Source organism: Alkaliflexus imshenetskii DSM 15055 (assembly GCF_000517065.1).
GTDB classification, from domain to species: Bacteria; Bacteroidota; Bacteroidia; order Bacteroidales; family Marinilabiliaceae; genus Alkaliflexus; species Alkaliflexus imshenetskii.
Genome location: NZ_KI912105.1, coordinates 1,350,542 through 1,368,906 on the forward strand (window position 1 = coordinate 1,350,542; position 18,365 = coordinate 1,368,906).

Below are 18,365 nucleotides of genomic sequence, written 5' to 3' on the forward strand. Positions count from 1 at the left end.
GCAACAAATATAAAGACATTAAACAGCAGAACCGGAGGCGTGAAGATTCTTATCATACAGGTACTGATACTTCCAACGTTTGTGCGACCATAGCCAGTATTCCGGTTTATCAAGGATTTGCCGCTCGAGCAGGCGAACGTGCCACTCCGTAATTTCATAATCGGCACTCTTTTTTACATCTCCGGGGAAAGGAATAAAAGTTATCTCATAGCGTCCGCGTTTAAGTTTTTTCATTTGCCAGTAAACCACCTGTGCATCGGCCAAACGTGCCATTTTCTCGGGCCCCAGAATCACCGAGGTGTTTTCGTTCAGAAAAGTTGTCCAGTAATGCAGTTCATATTTACTCGGACTTTGATCGGAAATTAAACCAAGCGCAAAACGTTTGTTGCTTCTTTTAAGATTTACTATCTCACGAGCAGTCTGCTTCAGCGGAACATTCACCGAACCGAATCCAGAGCGCAACCCAAGCATAAATTTATCGAAATAGGGATTTTTAAGTGGTCGGTAAACCGACAAGCCAAGTGCATTAAAAGTTAAACTCGCCACTGGCACCCACTCCCAGTTACCATAATGCCCCAATACAGCCACTACATCCTTTCCTTCCTCGATGCACTTTTGCATCACCTCCGGATTAATCACTTTTACCCGTTTCTGAACCCGTTTTACCGGGTTATGCTGCAGGGCGATGGTTTCAACAAAAAGATCGCAAAAATGCTGATAAAACCGCATTCTGATTTTACGAATTTCAACAGACGACGCAGAAGGAAACGCCCTTTTGAGATTGTCAGTTACGACGCGTTTGCGATACCCGGTAACCAATACGAGCAAAAAAAAGATATCGGCAATGCGATATAGCAAAAACATTGGCAAAAGGGCAACACCTCTTAAAAACGGATATATGGTATAAAATCCCAGAGCCTGTATAAACTGTTCGCTCTTCATTATTTCATAAATTGAGCCACCTTCTGAAAAAACTCGTCGTATAGATGGGCATTGGTGGCAATTAATTCGCCTCCGAAGAGATAGTTGTCTCCACCCGAAAAATCGGAAACCCTGCCCCCTGCCTGCTGCAAAATAAAAACCCCGGCAGCCACGTCCCAAGGCTTCAGGTCATACTCATAAAATGCCTCAAACCGTCCACATGCCACATAAGCCAAATCGGCCGCGGCAGAACCCAGTCGTCGCATACCATGGCTTTCGCGCATGAAATACTTCATGGACTCCAGATATTTGTCAAGCAAGGAAAAGTTAGAGTAAGGAAACCCGGTAGCGATAAGACTTTCACTCACCCACTTCTTATCCGACACTTTGATTTCAACTTCATTTAACATGGCAGGCCCATCCTTCCATGCATAAAACGCCTCATCGAGCCCGGCTTCATAAATAATCCCTGCCACGAGTTCATGTTTTTCCATCAATCCAATACTAATACAAAACGGATAAAGCCCATGAATAAAATTGGTTGTACCGTCAATTGGATCAATGATCCAGTTGTAGCGGTCGCCCCGTTTATCAGAAGTATTCTCTTCAGCAATAAAACCTGCCTCAGGCAAGATTTCAGATAGCGCAGCCACCAGCCGGGCTTCAGCCTCCTTGTCGAATTTTGTAACAAAGTCATTTTTTCCCTTACTTTCAGCATCGGGCGTCTCATTGAGGCGGGCAACACGTAAAAATATACCTGTTTCACGTGCTACATCCACGGTGTTAAGGCAGACATCTTTATAAAAATTGCTCATCACCATCATTTTTAAGTCGGTTTACAAAAGTATTAAATTATCGGCATGAATCGATAAAATAACACCCTACAATAGGGACAATTCCCCTTACAAGCATAAGCCGCCACCGCAAACAATGTTCACGGTGGCGGCCCAAGGAAAAAATCTTTTAAAATGAGTTATAACAGGTTGGATGCCAACTCAGCCAAATAGCTTCGTTCTCCTTTAACAAGATTTATATGGGCAAACAGATCCTGTCCCTTCATCTTATCGGTAAGGTATGCCAATCCGTTTGATTGCATGTCAAGATAAGGAGAGTCTATTTGGTGCACATCGCCAGTAAATATCATTTTTGTGCCTTCACCGGCACGTGTAATAATTGTTTTTACTTCGTGAGGTGTGAGGTTTTGTGCTTCATCAACAATAAAATAGACATCAGACAAACTACGCCCTCTGATGTATGCCAGAGGGGTAATCAGCAGCTCATCACGCTTCTGCATCTCCTCGATAATGGACAATTCTTTGCTTTGAGCGCCAAATTTATTCTTAATGACTGAAAGGTTGTCGTAAAGCGGTAACATGTATGGCCCTATTTTCTCCTTCACATCACCCGGTAAAAACCCAATATCCCTATTGGAAAGCGGCACAATTGGCCGCGCCAAAAGTATTTGCTTATACATTTTATGTTGCTGAAGTGCTGCGGCAAGGGCAAGGAGCGTTTTTCCTGTACCCGCTTTACCGGTGAGTGACACCAACCGGATATCGGGATTGAGAAGCGCGTTGAGCGAAAATGTCTGTTCGGCGTTCCGTGGCTCAATGCTAAATGCTGAGTGTTTCTCAACTCTGCGTATCATGTGAGAGAAAGGATCGAACCATGCTAACACACTTTGCCCCGTTCCCTTCAGTATAAAGTATTGATTGGCAGTAATGTCACCCTCGGCCATTGGGAAGTCGGCAACTGCCACCGACCCATTTCTATAGAGTTTATCAATCACCTCACTGTCAAAATCCTCATACGAATCCACCCCTTTGTAAAGCACCTCTATGTTCTTAACCTTATCGGTTTCATAGTCTTCGGTCTTTAACCCAAGTGATTTGGCCTTCATTCTCAAATTAATATCTTTTGAGATGAGTACCACCGACCGTTCTTTAAATTTCTCATTGATATGTATGGCTATAGCCAGAATGCGGTGATCCGGCGTTCTTTCAGAGAAAGACTCCTCCATTACTTGAGGAAAAGGCTTCCCGGTTGCAATGAACAGCCTACCCCTATCGGGTCCCAGAGGTACACCATCAGAAAAGAGACTTTCTCCGGCAATCTTATCCATAAGCCGCACAAATTCCCGGGCCTGAAAATTTATCTGATCATTTCCCTTTTTAAAACGATCGAGTTCTTCCAACACCACAATTGGAATAATGACATCGTTATCCTGGAAATTATATAAACATTGATGATCGTGAAGTAAAACGTTTGTATCAAGAATAAAAATCTTTGATGAGAGAGGCTTTTTTTTGGCTGGCATATTGCGTAGTTTTAAGGATTATTGAATTACTAAATATACCAAAATCCATGCTTAATTCGCATTTTTGCATCCATTTTTCCGTAATTATTGCATCATAAAATGACGTATCAGGAAGCTGTAGAATATTTGTTTGACCAACTGCCAATGTATCAACGCACGGGCGCTTCGGCATACAAGAACAATCTGGACAATACATTAAAACTGGATGCTTGGTTTGACCATCCACACACCAGATTTAAAACCATACATGTGGCCGGTACCAATGGCAAGGGTTCGGTGTCACATATGCTTGCATCTGTATTACAGGAGGCAGGTTACAAAACCGGTCTCTATACCTCTCCCCACCTGCGTGATTTTCGCGAACGGATTAGAGTAAATGGCCTGATGATTTCTGAAGACGAAGTTGTCCGATTTGTGACCGAAAACCGGACAATAATTGATGATGTATCTCCCTCCTTTTTTGAGATGACAGTGGCTATGGCTTTTAACCACTTTGCAAATGAAAAGGTGGATGTAGCCGTTATAGAAGTAGGATTGGGTGGAAGACTGGACTCCACAAACATTATCACGCCCGAATTGAGCATAATCACCAATATAGGCTTGGATCACATGTCACTCTTGGGCAACACGCTCGAATCCATTGCCAGTGAAAAAGCGGGAATCATCAAATCAGGCATTCCGGTTGTGATTGGACGCACGCAGGAAGAGATCCATCATGTATATCTGAAAAAAACAGAAGCATGCAACACTTCGATGCGATATGCCGACGAAGCGTATAAAGCAGTTCAAAAGCAGATGAGTACCAACGCGCAAACTGTCGATATCCTTTCAAAGGCACATGGAACAATTGCAGATTTAAAACTGCCCCTGCCTGGGAACTACCAACTGGAAAACATACAAACAGTTGTTGCTGCCACAAGTCAACTCATTCAATCAGGTTTTACCATAAATGAACAGCATCTCAGGCTTGGCGTTGAAAATGTTATTGTAAACACCGGACTTGAGGGACGATGGCAGATACTGAGCCACGCACCACTAACCATTTGCGACACCGGACATAACGAAGACGGAATACGGAGTATTGTTACACAATTGGAGCAGATGAAATATGAGCAATTACACATGGTGATTGGAGTTGTTTCGGATAAAGATGTTGATAGCATGTTGCAACTGCTTCCCAAAAACGCAGCATACTACTTCACTCGTGCCAATATTCCGCGAAGCCTTGATGCCGAAGAACTCAAAAATAAAGCTCTTAAAGCGGGATTACAGGGCAATTCCTATCCCAATGTGCCCTTAGCAATGGATGCTGCAAAAAAAAATGCAAAAGTTAATGATTTGATTTTCATAGGCGGAAGCACTTTTGTGGTGGCAGATGCCATTTAATTTGCAAAAAAAGTTTGGCTGTTGTGTAAAACTCTTCTATATTTGCATCGCTTTTCAGCAAAACAGGGGCGCTTAGCTCAGCTGGTTCAGAGCATCTGGTTTACACCCAGAGGGTCAGCGGTTCGAATCCGTTAGCGCCCACTTCCCTGTAACAAATATCGGGCGCTTAGCTCAGCTGGTTCAGAGCATCTGGTTTACACCCAGAGGGTCAGCGGTTCGAATCCGTTAGCGCCCACCCGACGAGACCGCCTGTGGTGGTCTTTTTTTTTATCTGTAAACCTGATAAGTTGCAGGAAATATATCTGAGAGAGTGAATGTTAATGAAGAAACAAATCTTTAATAAAAAACTTCACTATTTTTGTATGGATGGTATTTGCCGAACACAACTACGGCATTTGCTGTTTGGGTGTAATACCAAAACGTTTAGTCGGAAGAATCAAAAATGCTAAGTAATATGGAAGAAGGCAGCAGCAAAAAGAAAAACTTACTTGTGCCGGAACCGGCGCTTCGCCGTATGCCTTGTTATCTGGCCTATCTGAAACTTGAACACCGCAAGGGAAGCAAATATGTATCGTCAACGCTAATAGCGCGTGACAATGGAGTTGATCCTACACAGGTAACAAAAGATTTATCATATACCGGCATCACCGGAAAAACCCGGGTGGGTTATGAAGTGGAGCCATTAATTGATGCCCTTGAAGGATTTCTGGGCTTCACCGTAATGGACGACGCCTACCTGTTTGGCGCAGGCAGCCTTGGCACAGCCCTTCTGCACGACCATGGTCTGATACAGTACGGACTGAAAATAAAGACCGCATTTGATGTTGATCCTGCGGTTATTGGGAAAGAGATTGGAGGCGTTTCCATCCATCATGTGGATAGTTTTATTGCTGAAAACAACAAAGACATCAAAATCGGGATTTTAACCGTGCCGGCAGAGAATGCGCAGGCAGTTGCTGCCATGATGATTGAGAATGGCATCAGAGCAATATGGAATTTTACACCGGTACGCATTTCAGTACCGGAAAATGTAGTAGTGCAAAACACCTCACTTTACGCACATTTGGCAGTAATGTTTAACCGATTACACAGTGTGCTTGGCGAATGATTTTATAATTGATGCAAAAAATTGAGAGAGATTCTTTTGCTTTGACAAAAAAACATGTATTTTTGCATTCCGATTTTAGAAATAGCTCATTAACAAAGATAAAACGAATTAAAAATGAAACGTACATTTCAACCATCGAACCGGAAAAGAAGGAATAAGCATGGTTTCCGCAGCCGTATGGCTACAGCAAACGGTCGTCGTGTGTTGGCATCGCGTCGTGCCAAAGGCAGAAAAAAGCTGACTGTTTCTTCAGAGAAAAGACATAAAGCCTAATTCCATGGCTTCTGAATAAGACAAAAAAGACTCTTACACAGGGTCTTTTTTGGTTTATGCCAATTGAGGTAAGCGCATTTGGATATTTTGTATTATTTTTGGCTCTCAACCTAAAACTGTAACAAATGTCGCGGTGGAAAATACTTTTAAATAAAAGCATCTGGAAACATGTAGGTATTATTGTTGGCGCAGCAATCGTCCTGCTGATTTCCATTTTTCTTTCCCTACAATTTTATACCCTTCATGGCAAAAGCGATCCGTTGCCCGACCTCACCGGTCTTACGGAGGCTCAATTGCAACATCTCATAAAGAGTAAGAAACTTCGTTATACCATCATCGATTCGGTGCACATTGACCATGCACCACGCGGTGTTGTGTTTGAACAAGTGCCACGTGCAGGTGAACATGTAAAGAAAAACCGCAATGTTTTTCTAACCATCAATGCCTGGACTGAGGAGAAAGTAGCTGTGCCCAATCTTACGGATTACAGTCTTCGCAATGCAAAAGTGATTCTTGAATCCTTCGGGCTAAAAGTAGGCGAACTGATATATATCCCATCAGAATACACCAACCTTGTGCTTGGCCAGCATCTGGACGGCCGACCTGTTGCCCCGGGCTTTTTAGTTACAAAGGGGACTTCTATCGATCTGCTTATTGGGCGTGGACTAAGCAATGAAACCACTGCAGTTCCCGATTTGATTGGACTAAAACTGGAAGCAGCGCAACGGGTAGCGCGAAGCGTTTACCTTAACATTGGAGCCGTGATTTATGCCGACACCATAGCTACACGCACCGACTCGCTTAATGCATTTGTTTGGCGACAGTCTCCTGCATCACGCAAAGGATACATGCTTCAACTGGGGGCATCCATCGACGTATGGTTATCCACCGACGAAAGCCTGCTGATTCAGAAACAAGAGACACAGGAAGAGGATGATTACCGGGATGAGTTCTTTTAGAATTTTACATGAAAGAAGATATTTTTGAAGATCCCGACTTCAGGGATGAAGATGTGGATGAGAGTGGCGAATCCGGGGAGCTTTTTGAGCATCACCGCTTTGTTGCCGACGTGGGTCAGGGACTTCTGCGAATCGATAAATTCCTGGTAAACCGTATAGAGAATGCATCACGCAGCAAGATACAGGAAGCGGCCGATGCCGGCTGCATCCTTGTAAATGAAAAGGCTGTAAAATCAAACTACAAGGTTAAACCCGGTGATGTGATATCCATTGTGATGTCCTACCCACCGCGCGAAATTGAGATTATTCCACAAGATATTCCTCTTAATATTGTTTATGAAGATGACTATCTGATTGTCATCAATAAACCGCCTGGGCTTGTGGTGCATCCCGGTTATGGAAACTACACCGGCACACTGGTGAACGCCCTTGCCTGGCACTTTAAGGATCAACCATGGTTCAACTCATCCGATCCGCGACCGGGATTGGTGCATAGGATAGATAAAGACACTTCGGGTTTGTTGGTGGTTGCCAAAACCGAGGAGGCAAAAATGAATCTGGCCAGGCAGTTTTTTGATAAAACAAGTACCCGTACTTATCAGGCGCTTGTATGGGGCACGCCCGAACCGGCCAGTGGCACAATAAACGGACATATTGGAAGAAGTCTGAAAGATCGCAAACAGATGGCGGTATTTCCGGATGGCGAATATGGCAAGTCTGCTGTAACACATTACACACTTCTGGAGCCTCTGGGCTATGTCTCGTTGGTTGAGTGCCGTCTTGAAACCGGCCGTACACATCAGATTCGTGCGCATTTCAGATACATCGGTCATCCACTTTTCAACGATGAACGGTATGGAGGCAATCAGATATTAAAAGGCACCACATTCACCAAATACAAACAATTTGTTGAAAACTGCTTCAACATTCTGCCCCGGCAGGCACTACACGCCAAAACACTTGGATTTAGCCATCCTGCAACCGGAGAGTACATGGAGTTTAACTCCGATTTGCCTGATGATATCACGACAGTTGTTGAAAAATGGCGAACATACATTGGTGGAAGAGAAATTGATTAGTGATTAAAACATATCAGTTGATGGACAAGAAGAATATAGCAATAGTCTATGGCGGCTATTCATCAGAAGAAGTGGTAAGCAGGAGAAGTGCTGAGGGCATTATCTCTTTTATTAATAAGGCTCACTACAATCTTTTTCCACTACTAATTACGCCCGAAAAGTGGGCTGTAACGATTGATTCGCAAGAATATCCCGTTAACAGGGCTGACTTTTCCACATCCATCGATGGCGAAACAGTGCATTTCGACTGCGCTTACATCACCATCCACGGCACTCCGGGGGAAGACGGATTGTTACAAGGCTATCTCAAGATGGTTGGCATTCCGCATACCACATGCGATGTACTTCCTGCTGCCATCACCTTTAATAAATACACCTGCAACAACTATCTGAAAGGATATGGCGTGATGGTGGCCAATTCTGCGTTGGTACGCAAAGGTCTGAGCTACGACATTTTAGAGATTGCAAAAAAAACCGGATTCCCTTGCTTTGTTAAGCCAAATGCAGGCGGCTCTAGTTTCGGAGTGAGCAAAGTGAAAGCAATTGAAGAGATGGAACCGGCCATCCAAAAAGCCTTTAATGAAAGCCATGAAGTTATTATCGAGCAATTCATCGAAGGAACAGAGGTCACATGCGGACTTTATAAAACAGCCGCCAAAACAGAAATATTTCCGCTTACCGAAGTCATTAGCGAAAACGAATTCTTTGATTACGAAGCAAAGTACACACCAAATAAGGTTACTGAAATAACGCCTGCGCGCCTCTCCAAAGAGATAACCGTTGCAGTACAGAACCAATCTCTAAAAATTTATGAGCTATTGGGCTGTAAAGGGTTTGTAAGGGTTGATTATATTATTAGCGATGAGCGCATTTTTATGTTGGAGGTGAACACCACTCCCGGTATGACACCAACCAGTTTTATTCCTCAACAAATCAAAGCCAAAGGCCTTGATCCTCAAATTGTTTTTTCTGAAATAATTGAAGATGCAATTGCATCCTTCAGACATTGAAAAACCAGAGTCAACAGCAAAAAAAAAGTGTATCCTTATTTTTTGAGGGATACACTTTCAAAATGAGTGCTGCGAATTTGCTGCTGGTTACTTTCTGAGGTCATAATTAAAGACTTTATTACCTGATACAAAACTTACTTTATAGTCACCTTTTGGAAGAGCTGAAACATTAAACTTTCCACTATAAGTAAGTTCTGAAGGAAGAGAGCTGTTATAAAGTACACTACCTCTTGCATCTTCAAGTCTGATAAATAGTCCATTTAACTCATGGTTTAGATGGCTTACATACAAGAAATCATCATTTGACCAGATTTTAACCACACTTTCAGAAGCATCTGCCATAGAAGAACCATTTGTTATTGAGCCCTTTCTAACTGAGAAAGCCTCTTCGTGCAAAATACCTTTTTTGCTTCTTACGCGTACTTTGTATTTACCATCTTCCAATTTACTAAAATCAAATAATTTAGTAAAAACCGTACCTGCAACATTCCGATTGCTTGAGTAGAACACTTCTCCAATTGAATTTACAATGGCTACAGAGTAGGCTTCGGTTGGCAAGGTCTCAGCAGCAATTAAAGCATAGCTTGTTTTTGCATAGGGCAGGATGGTTACACGACCTTCAGCAAAAGCTGAAACGGCTCCGGTGAAAACTGTTGCTACCAGCAACAATACTTTCAAACTGTTTTTAATTTTCATAACTTACATTTTTAAAGTAAACATTATTTATTTGTGTTTAATCATAAACCACAGTGCAAATATATTTTCGGATTATAATGCACGCAAATATTTAGGGTCGCGTTTAGATTTAATTACTAATACTTAACCATAGCCCCAAAAATTTTAGGGGTATAGAACAAATTTTCACTAAATAATTAACACAGATTTAAGATTTGAAGGGGTTTTTCAATAACAAATACAGGTTTTAACGAAAATATCGTTGAAACACAAAAGAAGTCATTTTCCGACACATGAAATACGCGAAGTAAAATGTATTTTCTCTCGATATAAGGGCTTTAATACATCGAAAGAGGCTTTAAACAATTCCTTATGTCGGATGTTTTTATACCAGAAGTTATTTATAAACCAAAAAACACAAAACCATGGAAAAGAACACCACCAAAGTTAAATTCAAAGGCAATGCAGTTACCATTCTGGGCAAGGAGGTAAAGGTGGGTGATACAGCACCCGATTTCACAGTACTTTCATCGTCACTGCAACCAGTAACCCTTGCAAATTTTGAAGGCAAGGTGAAAGTTATTGCTGTTTACCCATCTATTGATACCGGCGTTTGTGCTGCGCAAAATCGGAGGTTTAACCAGGAAGCCGACAAACTAAAGGATGTGGCTGTATTATCTGTTTCGGTAGACCTTCCCTTTGCACAATCCCGCTTTTGTGCCGCTGAGGGTTTAAACAGTATTGTCACCCTCTCTGATCATAAAGAACTTGACTTTGGTTTAAAATATGGGTTCGTGATTGAAGAATTGCGTCTGCTATCGCGTGGCACGGTAATTATTGGCAAAGACAACAAGATAAAATATGTTGAATATGTACCGGAAGTTACTCAGGAACCAAACTATGACGCGGCACTGAAAATTATAAAAGAGCTTGTTTAACAGCGCTATAACTCAAGTCGTCAAACACATTAAGCCTTAAGAGGCAGAAGCGTAAAACTTATGTTTTAACATGAAAAAAGCATTTCGGATATTTGCATCCGAAATGCTTTTGTTGTAAATTTGCATAGTTAAAGTACGATTCGACATTTAATTTCATTGAAAATCTCATGAATGAGTTTTTAATTATTCTTGCTTTATCTGTCTTTTTCATTTGTCTGGCGCTTCTCGGGCTGGCAGTAAAAAGCTTCTTTAAAAAAGATGCTCAACTGACAACCTGCAGCGGGTCCGGTTCAGGATCGGGATGTGGTTGTGGTACACAGACCGCCTGTGTTGACGAAAAGTGAAGTGATTGACCCGCTTATAAAAAGGTTGCCCCTTATCCGGAGGCAACCTTTTTTATTTTCTGCATCATAGTAGCGTACTTCTGCTGCTGAATTCGGCGCTATGACAATTTCGCCAACCGTGCATCAAAAAAACAGCAACTAAATTGTCATCTATACGAATAAAGGTTAAGGCAAAAGAACTTATATTTGCACCACCTTTTTATAATCGGGGTGCATTAAAAAGCTTTGATTATAATCACTCTAACACAAACTTTATGATTGGGAAACCGACCATCATGATACTAGGTCTAATTCTGGTATATCTCACAAACATTTCGTCGTCAGCGCGCTCACAGGCAGATTACACCCCCCTGCTCCTTTCCCGCGACGAACTCAAAGAAAGTGTATTTTTCAAATCAGCTCAGGACTTTAAAAATCCCGGAAAGATATATGTTTACAATCAGTATATCCTCATTGTGGATCTTTTCAAAGGCGTGCATGTAATTGACAACAGCACCCCTGAATCTCCTTTCAAAACAGGTTTTATACATATTCCCGGATGTATGGATGTGGCAGTTCGCAGCGACATTTTATATGCCGACAACTCGGTTGATTTGGTAGCAATTGACCTAAGCAGCTATCCCGAAATATCTATAGTAAGCCGAATAGTTGATGTATTTCCGGAGCCAACTCCTCCCGGCTCCACATCCATCCCTGCGGAATTTTCGAGCCGTAACCGACCCAAAAACACCGTTATTGTAGGATGGAAATAATCAGCAACAAACACTCCCATACGCTAACCTATGAAGCAGATTATATTACTTTTGGCAATCGCGTTCCTCAATTGTGCCTGTAGCTTCGATGGCAGTTTTGATAGTTCAGAAACCGGCACCGGCGGTTCAATGGCGCGCTTTGCAATTGTCAACAACTACCTCTACACGGTTGACCATCATAACCTTCACACTTTTGAAATAACTGAAATGATGTCATTTCAAAACCTCCGGTATCTAAATAAGACCAATGCAGGTTTTGGAATTGAGACCATCTATCCGTATCGCAATATTCTTTTTTTAGGCGCCCAGAACGGAATGCACATTTACGATTTGGTAAACCCCGGGCAACCAAACAAAGCAAGTTTCACACCGCATTTCATGAGTAATGACCCGGTGGTAGTGAATGATAATTATGCATACGTGACGCTTCGTTCGGAAAGCCTCTGGTGGATGCGCGTTAACATGCTTCAAATCTATGACATCAGCGACCTGAAAAACCCCATACTGATGAAGGAGTACAATATGGACAATCCAAAAGGATTGGGTATAGATGGCAATCTGTTATTTATATGTGATAACAAACTAAAGGTTTTCAAATTAAACACGCCATTAGAGATTGAGAAAATTGCTGAATTTAATATTCCGGCAATAGATGTGATTCCCAAAGGTAACCATCTGTATGTTGTAGCTTCAGATGGGTTTTATCAATACCGATATGCAGATGAATCCATCACCCTCTTAAGCAAAATTGCGCTTACTTACGGAAATTGACCAAGCCGGGCTTTTATTCAGACAAACCACCATCACCCATGCATTAATCTTATAAAATGAATTCGCTCAAGACCAATCTCAACCTTTTGACTGCTCTGCTTCTGTTGACGCTTCATGCAATGCCTACGAAAGCACAGGAAAACCAGATAAGTGAGCCTTTACCATATCCTGAGAGCATCATCAGCATTGTACCCCAATATCTGGTGATGAATGGCATTCGGATTGATTACGACAAGAGAATCGGTGGCCAACATTGGCTTCAGATTGCACCTCAGTTCTATCTGAGCGAGAAAAAACCTGCCAGTGATTACGACATCCCTAAATTCAACCTATTACTCGGCACAGGTCTTAACCTGTATCACAAATACTATCCCAGTGCCAACCGCACACTTTCAAATGTTTACATCAGTTATGGTCTGTCGTGGCAACACTTCAACATCACGTATGACGAGGCGTTATTCAACAACTATGTAGAGCGCTATTCAAACATTCACAAAATGGGTGGAGATGTGAATATTGGTGTACTAAGTTTGCTGAGCAGCCACATAGCTCTTGATCTTTATGCAGGTTTAGGCATCAGATACGCAGCCATTAAATCCGATGCCATCTCCCCAAAGAAATTTGATGAGTTTTACTCCGATTACGGCTATACCGGTAACATCATCAATCTTGGTTTCCGAATTTCAATATTACGCTACTAACGAAAGCATCACTTGTAAGTTATGTACAAATCAGCCTTATATATAATGATGGTGTGTTTATGCATACAAGGCACCATCCATAGTCAGGAAAAACAATTTTCTCATCTGATAATGGGCGTTCCGCAATATATGTTGAATAATGGATTGCGCATAGAAATGGATATTCCCCGCAAAGAAACCGACAAATGGATTGTATTGGCACCGTCGTTTTATCAAAAAAGAAGCTCTATAGACATTGGCAGTTCCGACAATGAGTACGACAAACTACTGGGGGGCGGACTTGAAGTTTTTGCAAAACAGTTTCTTTCACACGACAAACATGGTAAAGGGTTCTATTACGCCTGGGGCGGAGGATACCGACACTTTAGAATAGACACAAATGATTACCTCTGGTCATCCACCACAATTGACAATCTGAATTGGCTTGAACGCCAGGATGAAGAGGTAAGGGTAAGAATACATAACTTATCGGCTCGGGGTGTGGCCGGCATCCAATTTTTCCTATATGATCACATGCCGGCTGACATCTACATGGGCATGGGATTACAATATGCCATTCATAAAAATCAGACAGGAAACTATCTGAAATTCAACAGCAGACCGTCGGATTTTGGTTATACCGGAACCCTTTTCGTAATTGGATTCCGGCTTGGTGTAGGCTGGTAAGGCACCAGACTAGACACAACCTGTTGATCAATTTTTTTGATGGATGTACTGATCAAAGCCTGTTGTGTAAACAACCTGTTCGCCGGATTCAGTATGGTATATGAAACATGCCTCCACACCTGGAAGGCTTTCGATGAGGGCAAGACTTTCGTCGATACCAAGCACCATACAGGCAGTGGCATAGGCATCGGCCGACATGCAATCTGCGGCAATAACAGACGCACTTAACAGAGAGTGGTTAACCGGAAAACCTGTGCGCGGATCAATGGTATGCGCGTATTTTATGCCATCCTTCACATAAAAATTACGGTAATTGCCGCTAGTTGCCAGTGCCTGACCCGACAAACCAATAATCATCTGCAACTCCCGATTAGAGGCAGAGGGATCATCAATTGGACGATCTATTCCGATGCGCCATAGCTGTCCTTTGGGATTAACACCCAAAGTTGAGACTTCCCCGCCTATTTCGACCATTAAATTGCGAATGCCATACGATTTGAGATGCGACGCTACCACGTCCACACCGTATCCTTTGGCAATGGCACTTCCATCGAGCATTACACCCGGCTTATTTTTAACTATTACACCATCCTGAATGGTGACAAAGTCCATTCCTACAAATTGTAGCAGTGAGTCCACAATTTGCTGGTTTACACTATCCATTTTCTTGAATCCAAAGCCCCATGCATTCACAAGCGGAGCCACAGTCATATCAAAGGCACCATTGGTTTCGCGCGTAATCTTTTCAGCATTTTTAAACAGATGCTTGAAAAACGGATCCGCCACTACCCCTTCTTCACCTCTGTTTACACGGCTTATAACCGAGGTAGAGTCAAAAGTAGACAACGACCTGTTAAAAGAATCGAGAAGCGCCCTAATGGATTCATGGTGATCCTCCTTGCTATCGTAAACAATGCGATAGGTTGTACCAAAAATCCAACCTTCATTTACCTGATAGCTGTTCTCTTTGCTTCCACATCCAAAAAGAAGCAATAAGAGCCAGAATAAAGCCAAGTTTTTAATATTCATACTTGTGTGTGTTATGTTGTTTTCAAGACTAATGCAAGGCTTAAAATACAGGAAAAGCGCAAAAACCTGGGCGATAAAACCTCGTGCTTTTGCGCTTCAATATTATAAACCGAATTGGTTATGATCCAAAATCGTCGAAAGCCACCATTTCGTCGGGCACTCCCAAATCATAAAGCATTTTTGTTACAGCTGCATTCATCATTGGAGGTCCGCAAAGGTAATACTCAATATCTTCGGGCTCATCGTGTTTCATGAGATACTGGTCGTTGATTACCTGGTGGATGAAACCAACTGGTCCGGTCCAATTGTCCTCGGGTAGCGGCTCAGAAAGTGCAATGGTGAAGGTGAAATTAGGAAACTCTTTCTCGATGGCTCTGAAATGCTCTTCGTAGAACACTTCTTTTAGAGAGCGGGCACCGTACCAGAAAGTCACCCTACGACCAGTCTTAGCCGTCTGAAACAGGTGGAAGATATGCGAACGCATAGGCGCCATTCCTGCTCCACCACCGATAAACATCATTTCACGCTCGGTCTCTTTAATGAAGAACTCACCGTAAGGGCCTGAAATAGTTACTTTATCACCCGGCTTGCGAGAAAAGATAAAAGATGAGCAGATACCGGGGTTCAGCTTCATAAATCCACCGTTTACTCGGTCGAAAGGAGGTGTAGCAATACGGATGTTAAGCATCACGATGTTACCTTCGGCAGGGTGGTTGGCCATAGAGTATGCCCTGAAGGTAGGCTCAGGGTTAACCATCTTAAGGTCAAACATTTTATACTTCTCCCATTCATCGCGCCATTTTTCACCAACTTCGATATCTTTAAAATCGACAGTAATTTTAGGCACATCAATCTGAATGTATCCGCCAGATTTGAAATCCAGGTTTTCGCCTTCGGGCAGTTTCACAACAAACTCTTTGATGTAAGTAGCCACGTTGTCATTTGAAACCACGGTACATTCCCATTTCTTAATACCGAGAATCTCATGCGAAATCTCCATTTTAATATCCTCGCGCACCTTCACCTGACAAGCCAAACGCCAGCTGCTAGCCTGCTCCTTACGGGTAAAATACCCGGTCTCTGTTGGGAGAATAGAGCCTGCACCATCAGGCACCTGACAACGGCACATGGCACAAGTACCACCGCCACCACATGCCGAAGGGAGGAAAATTTTATTGTTTCCGAGGGCAGACAGGAGTGTCTGACCCGGTTCAACCGTCAACTGCTTCTCACCATTGTTAATGTCGATGGTTACTGTGCCCGACGGTGTAAGTTTCATTTTTGCATACAGCAGCACTGACACCAAAAGGAGCACCAGCAACAGGAAGATGACTACGCTGGCAACGATGACAGAGCCTTGAATAGCTAGTAAAACATTCATTGTTATATATTTTTACAGATACTGTTACAGTTGAATTCCCATGAAGCTCATGAAGGCGATACCCATAAGTCCGGTTACGATAAAAGTAATACCCAGACCCCTCAGTGGAGCAGGTACGTTAGAATATCGTATCTTCTCTCGTATGGCAGCAATACCAACAATGGCCAGCAACCATCCCACTCCTGAGCCTAAACCAAATACAGTTGCTTCACCAATATTGGCGTAAGCCCTGTCCTGCATAAAAAGAGAACCACCAAGGATGGCACAGTTTACGGCAATCAACGGCAGGAAGATACCCAATGAAGTGTAGAGCGCCGGCGAGAACTTTTCTACAATCATCTCAACCAGCTGAACCATAGAGGCAATAACAGCGATGAACATGATGAAGCTGAGGAAGCTCAGGTCGATGGTTTCGAAACCGGCACCAAGCCAGCTTAAAGCACCCTCGGCCAGGATATAGTTCTCAAGCAGATAGTTTACCGGAACAGTGATTGCGAGTACAAAAACCACTGCTACGCCAAGTCCGAATGAAGTCTTCACGGTTTTGGATACCGCCAGATAAGAACACATGCCCAAGAAGTAGGCAAACACCATGTTCTCAATGAAGATAGACTTGATGAATATATTTAAAAGATGTTCCATTATTCAATGCTTAAAAAGTTACCTGATTAATTAGACTCCACAAGGGATTTATCACGTGAACGCTGCACCCAGATAATGATGCCCACTACCACCAAAGCCATAGGAGGTAAAATCATGAAACCGTTGTTTACATAGCCCATATCATAGAACAGTTGTGGAACAACCTGGATGGTTCCAATTCCGGGAAGCGAAAGCGTTCCTGAACCCAACAACTCCCTGAAAAAGGCAACAATGATAAGAATGATTCCATATCCTGCAGCATTACCAACACCATCAAGTATGGATGGCCAGGGTTTGTTACCAAGGGCAAAAGCCTCGAGGCGTCCCATAATGATACAGTTGGTAATTATCAACCCGACAAAAACCGAGAGCTGCTGACTCACCTCGTAAGCAAACGCTTTAAGAATCTGGTCAACCAGGATAACCAATGAAGCTACCACAACAAGCTGCACGATGATACGAATACGTGAAGGGATGGTATTTCTCAGAAGAGAGATAATCAGGTTTGAAAACACAAGCACAAACACTACCGACAATGACATTACAATGGCAGGTTCCAGTTTGGCAGTTACCGCAAGGGCCGAACAAATACCCAACACCTGAATGGTAATAGGGTTTTGAGGGCCAATGGGCGTGGTTATCAGCTTCATATTTTTAGCTGAGAACAAAGGTTCTTTTTCACTACTCATGACGCTCCCTTTCTATATTTTTTAAGAATTGCTCATATCCTTTGAAAAAATTCTCAAGCATGGCTGCCAGTCCATTACTGGTAATGGTGCCACCGGAGATTGCATCCACGGCATGCTCATTACCGGCAGGTACGCCTCCTTTAACAACAGCAATGCTTACCAGTTTGCCTTGGCTGTCAAAGATTTTTTTGCCGATGAACTGCTTTTGAAAATCGGCATTGTCAATCTCGGCACCCAGTCCAGGTGTTTCTGCTTTGTGTCCGAAAGTAGCACCATAGATAGTGTTACCATCCTCGTTTACGGAAACATATCCCCAGATAGGCCCCCAAAGTCCGTTACCACGAAGTTGCAGTATGTATTTGAGTTCGCCGTTATCGAGGCGTGCCTCATAAACCGGATAAAGGCGCTGCTCAGGAGATTTTCGCAACTCCTTAGCCAGTTCCACGTCGAAAGCCACGCCATCAACCTTTTCACCTTTTGAGTTAACGATATAACTGGCATTGCCAATAATCTGTTCAAATTTCTTCTCGGCATCACGGGCGGTACTACCAACATTAACAGATCGTAAAATATCTATCTTTTTGGCCACCATCTCATTACGCGCCTGACGCGGTTTCAGCCCCTGTGACACAAACGCCAGCAAAGAGGCCACAATCACCACCATGACAGAAGCATAGATGAACGTGTAAGTATTTCCTTGTTTGTTCATTTTGGTCAACTTTTA

General features: G+C 42.8%; 21 protein-coding genes and 2 tRNA genes. 14 read left to right on the forward strand and 9 right to left on the reverse strand.

All coding sequences use genetic code 11. The features are described 5' to 3' along the window. Window positions 1-18: 18 nt before the first annotated feature. The 3 genes from ALKIM_RS0105510 to ALKIM_RS0105520 all read right to left on the reverse strand — a co-directional run bounded on the left by ALKIM_RS0105510 (window position 19) and on the right by ALKIM_RS0105520 (window position 3,238). Window positions 19-942: a lysophospholipid acyltransferase family protein gene (locus tag ALKIM_RS0105510; protein WP_044117768.1), complete on the reverse strand. Its 924-nt coding sequence runs from the start codon at window positions 940-942 to the stop codon at window positions 19-21. Continuing rightward, a complete protein-coding gene (locus tag ALKIM_RS0105515; RefSeq protein ID WP_026473764.1) occupies window positions 942-1,736 on the reverse strand; it encodes an inositol monophosphatase family protein in 795 nt (264 codons plus the stop codon). The genes ALKIM_RS0105510 and ALKIM_RS0105515 overlap by 1 nt, the downstream gene beginning before the upstream one ends. Window positions 1,737-1,894: 158 nt before the next feature. After that, window positions 1,895-3,238 (reverse strand): PhoH family protein, encoded by a 1,344-nt coding sequence (locus tag ALKIM_RS0105520; RefSeq protein WP_026473765.1) that lies wholly within the window; start codon window positions 3,236-3,238, stop codon window positions 1,895-1,897. A 99-nt stretch (window positions 3,239-3,337) separates the two neighbouring features. On the opposite strand from ALKIM_RS0105520, the gene ALKIM_RS0105525 reads away from it, so the two are divergent. The 8 genes from ALKIM_RS0105525 to ALKIM_RS0105560 all read left to right on the forward strand — a co-directional run bounded on the left by ALKIM_RS0105525 (window position 3,338) and on the right by ALKIM_RS0105560 (window position 9,053). Further along, a complete protein-coding gene (locus ALKIM_RS0105525) occupies window positions 3,338-4,624 on the forward strand; it encodes a bifunctional folylpolyglutamate synthase/dihydrofolate synthase (protein WP_026473766.1) in 1,287 nt (428 codons plus the stop codon). A gap of 66 nt (window positions 4,625-4,690) precedes the next feature. After that, window positions 4,691-4,765, forward strand: a tRNA-Val gene (locus tag ALKIM_RS0105530). 19 nt (window positions 4,766-4,784) lie between these two features. Next, window positions 4,785-4,859: transfer RNA gene (locus ALKIM_RS0105535), tRNA-Val, on the forward strand. 219 nt (window positions 4,860-5,078) lie between these two features. Beyond that, entirely contained in the window at window positions 5,079-5,732 is a 654-nt protein-coding gene (locus tag ALKIM_RS0105540; RefSeq protein ID WP_026473767.1) for a redox-sensing transcriptional repressor Rex, read from the forward strand. A gap of 114 nt (window positions 5,733-5,846) precedes the next feature. After that, window positions 5,847-6,005 carry a 50S ribosomal protein L34 gene (rpmH, locus tag ALKIM_RS19560; RefSeq protein WP_084555809.1) on the forward strand — a complete coding sequence of 53 codons (159 nt, stop codon included), beginning with the start codon at window positions 5,847-5,849 and terminating at the stop codon, window positions 6,003-6,005. A gap of 125 nt (window positions 6,006-6,130) precedes the next feature. Continuing rightward, window positions 6,131-6,964, forward strand: a complete 834-nt coding sequence (locus ALKIM_RS0105550) for a PASTA domain-containing protein (protein WP_026473768.1) — start codon at window positions 6,131-6,133, stop codon at window positions 6,962-6,964. 8 nt (window positions 6,965-6,972) lie between these two features. Next, complete coding sequence (locus ALKIM_RS0105555; RefSeq protein WP_026473769.1) at window positions 6,973-8,043, forward strand: RluA family pseudouridine synthase; 1,071 nt, start codon at window positions 6,973-6,975, stop codon at window positions 8,041-8,043. A 20-nt stretch (window positions 8,044-8,063) separates the two neighbouring features. Next, on the forward strand, window positions 8,064-9,053 hold the full coding sequence (locus ALKIM_RS0105560) for a D-alanine--D-alanine ligase (protein ID WP_026473770.1): 990 nt from the start codon (window positions 8,064-8,066) through the stop codon (window positions 9,051-9,053). Between the two features lie 87 nt (window positions 9,054-9,140). Here the strand turns inward: ALKIM_RS0105560 and ALKIM_RS0105565 are convergent, their stop codons facing one another. Beyond that, window positions 9,141-9,749: a hypothetical protein gene (locus ALKIM_RS0105565; protein ID WP_026473771.1), complete on the reverse strand. Its 609-nt coding sequence runs from the start codon at window positions 9,747-9,749 to the stop codon at window positions 9,141-9,143. A gap of 404 nt (window positions 9,750-10,153) precedes the next feature. On the opposite strand from ALKIM_RS0105565, the gene tpx reads away from it, so the two are divergent. The 6 genes from tpx to ALKIM_RS0105590 all read left to right on the forward strand — a co-directional run bounded on the left by tpx (window position 10,154) and on the right by ALKIM_RS0105590 (window position 13,900). Beyond that, a complete protein-coding gene (gene tpx, locus ALKIM_RS0105570) occupies window positions 10,154-10,666 on the forward strand; it encodes a thiol peroxidase (protein ID WP_026473772.1) in 513 nt (170 codons plus the stop codon). A 167-nt stretch (window positions 10,667-10,833) separates the two neighbouring features. Beyond that, window positions 10,834-11,010, forward strand: coding sequence for a hypothetical protein (locus ALKIM_RS19825; protein WP_157363797.1), 177 nt, complete (start codon window positions 10,834-10,836; stop codon window positions 11,008-11,010). Window positions 11,011-11,264: 254 nt separating this feature from the next. Further along, the gene (locus tag ALKIM_RS0105575) at window positions 11,265-11,762 is read left to right on the forward strand and encodes an LVIVD repeat-containing protein (protein ID WP_026473773.1); all 498 of its coding nucleotides are present in this window, start codon (window positions 11,265-11,267) and stop codon (window positions 11,760-11,762) included. A gap of 30 nt (window positions 11,763-11,792) precedes the next feature. Continuing rightward, the gene (locus ALKIM_RS0105580) at window positions 11,793-12,533 is read left to right on the forward strand and encodes an LVIVD repeat-containing protein (RefSeq protein ID WP_026473774.1); all 741 of its coding nucleotides are present in this window, start codon (window positions 11,793-11,795) and stop codon (window positions 12,531-12,533) included. Window positions 12,534-12,589: 56 nt separating this feature from the next. Further along, window positions 12,590-13,234 carry a hypothetical protein gene (locus ALKIM_RS0105585; RefSeq protein WP_026473775.1) on the forward strand — a complete coding sequence of 215 codons (645 nt, stop codon included), beginning with the start codon at window positions 12,590-12,592 and terminating at the stop codon, window positions 13,232-13,234. 45 nt (window positions 13,235-13,279) lie between these two features. Further along, the gene (locus tag ALKIM_RS0105590; RefSeq protein ID WP_157363799.1) at window positions 13,280-13,900 is read left to right on the forward strand and encodes a hypothetical protein; all 621 of its coding nucleotides are present in this window, start codon (window positions 13,280-13,282) and stop codon (window positions 13,898-13,900) included. A 27-nt stretch (window positions 13,901-13,927) separates the two neighbouring features. Here the strand turns inward: ALKIM_RS0105590 and ALKIM_RS0105595 are convergent, their stop codons facing one another. The 5 genes from ALKIM_RS0105595 to nqrC form a co-directional block, all read right to left on the reverse strand. Beyond that, complete coding sequence (locus ALKIM_RS0105595) at window positions 13,928-14,929, reverse strand: FAD:protein FMN transferase (RefSeq protein WP_026473777.1); 1,002 nt, start codon at window positions 14,927-14,929, stop codon at window positions 13,928-13,930. A 118-nt stretch (window positions 14,930-15,047) separates the two neighbouring features. Next, complete coding sequence (gene nqrF / locus ALKIM_RS0105600) at window positions 15,048-16,310, reverse strand: NADH:ubiquinone reductase (Na(+)-transporting) subunit F (protein WP_026473778.1); 1,263 nt, start codon at window positions 16,308-16,310, stop codon at window positions 15,048-15,050. A gap of 24 nt (window positions 16,311-16,334) precedes the next feature. Then, window positions 16,335-16,952: an NADH:ubiquinone reductase (Na(+)-transporting) subunit E gene (gene nqrE / locus ALKIM_RS0105605; RefSeq protein WP_026473779.1), complete on the reverse strand. Its 618-nt coding sequence runs from the start codon at window positions 16,950-16,952 to the stop codon at window positions 16,335-16,337. Window positions 16,953-16,978: 26 nt separating this feature from the next. Further along, a complete protein-coding gene (locus tag ALKIM_RS0105610) occupies window positions 16,979-17,641 on the reverse strand; it encodes an NADH:ubiquinone reductase (Na(+)-transporting) subunit D (RefSeq protein WP_026473780.1) in 663 nt (220 codons plus the stop codon). Further along, window positions 17,634-18,350: an NADH:ubiquinone reductase (Na(+)-transporting) subunit C gene (nqrC, locus tag ALKIM_RS0105615; protein ID WP_026473781.1), complete on the reverse strand. Its 717-nt coding sequence runs from the start codon at window positions 18,348-18,350 to the stop codon at window positions 17,634-17,636. The genes ALKIM_RS0105610 and nqrC overlap by 8 nt, the downstream gene beginning before the upstream one ends. Window positions 18,351-18,365: the final 15 nt, after the last annotated feature.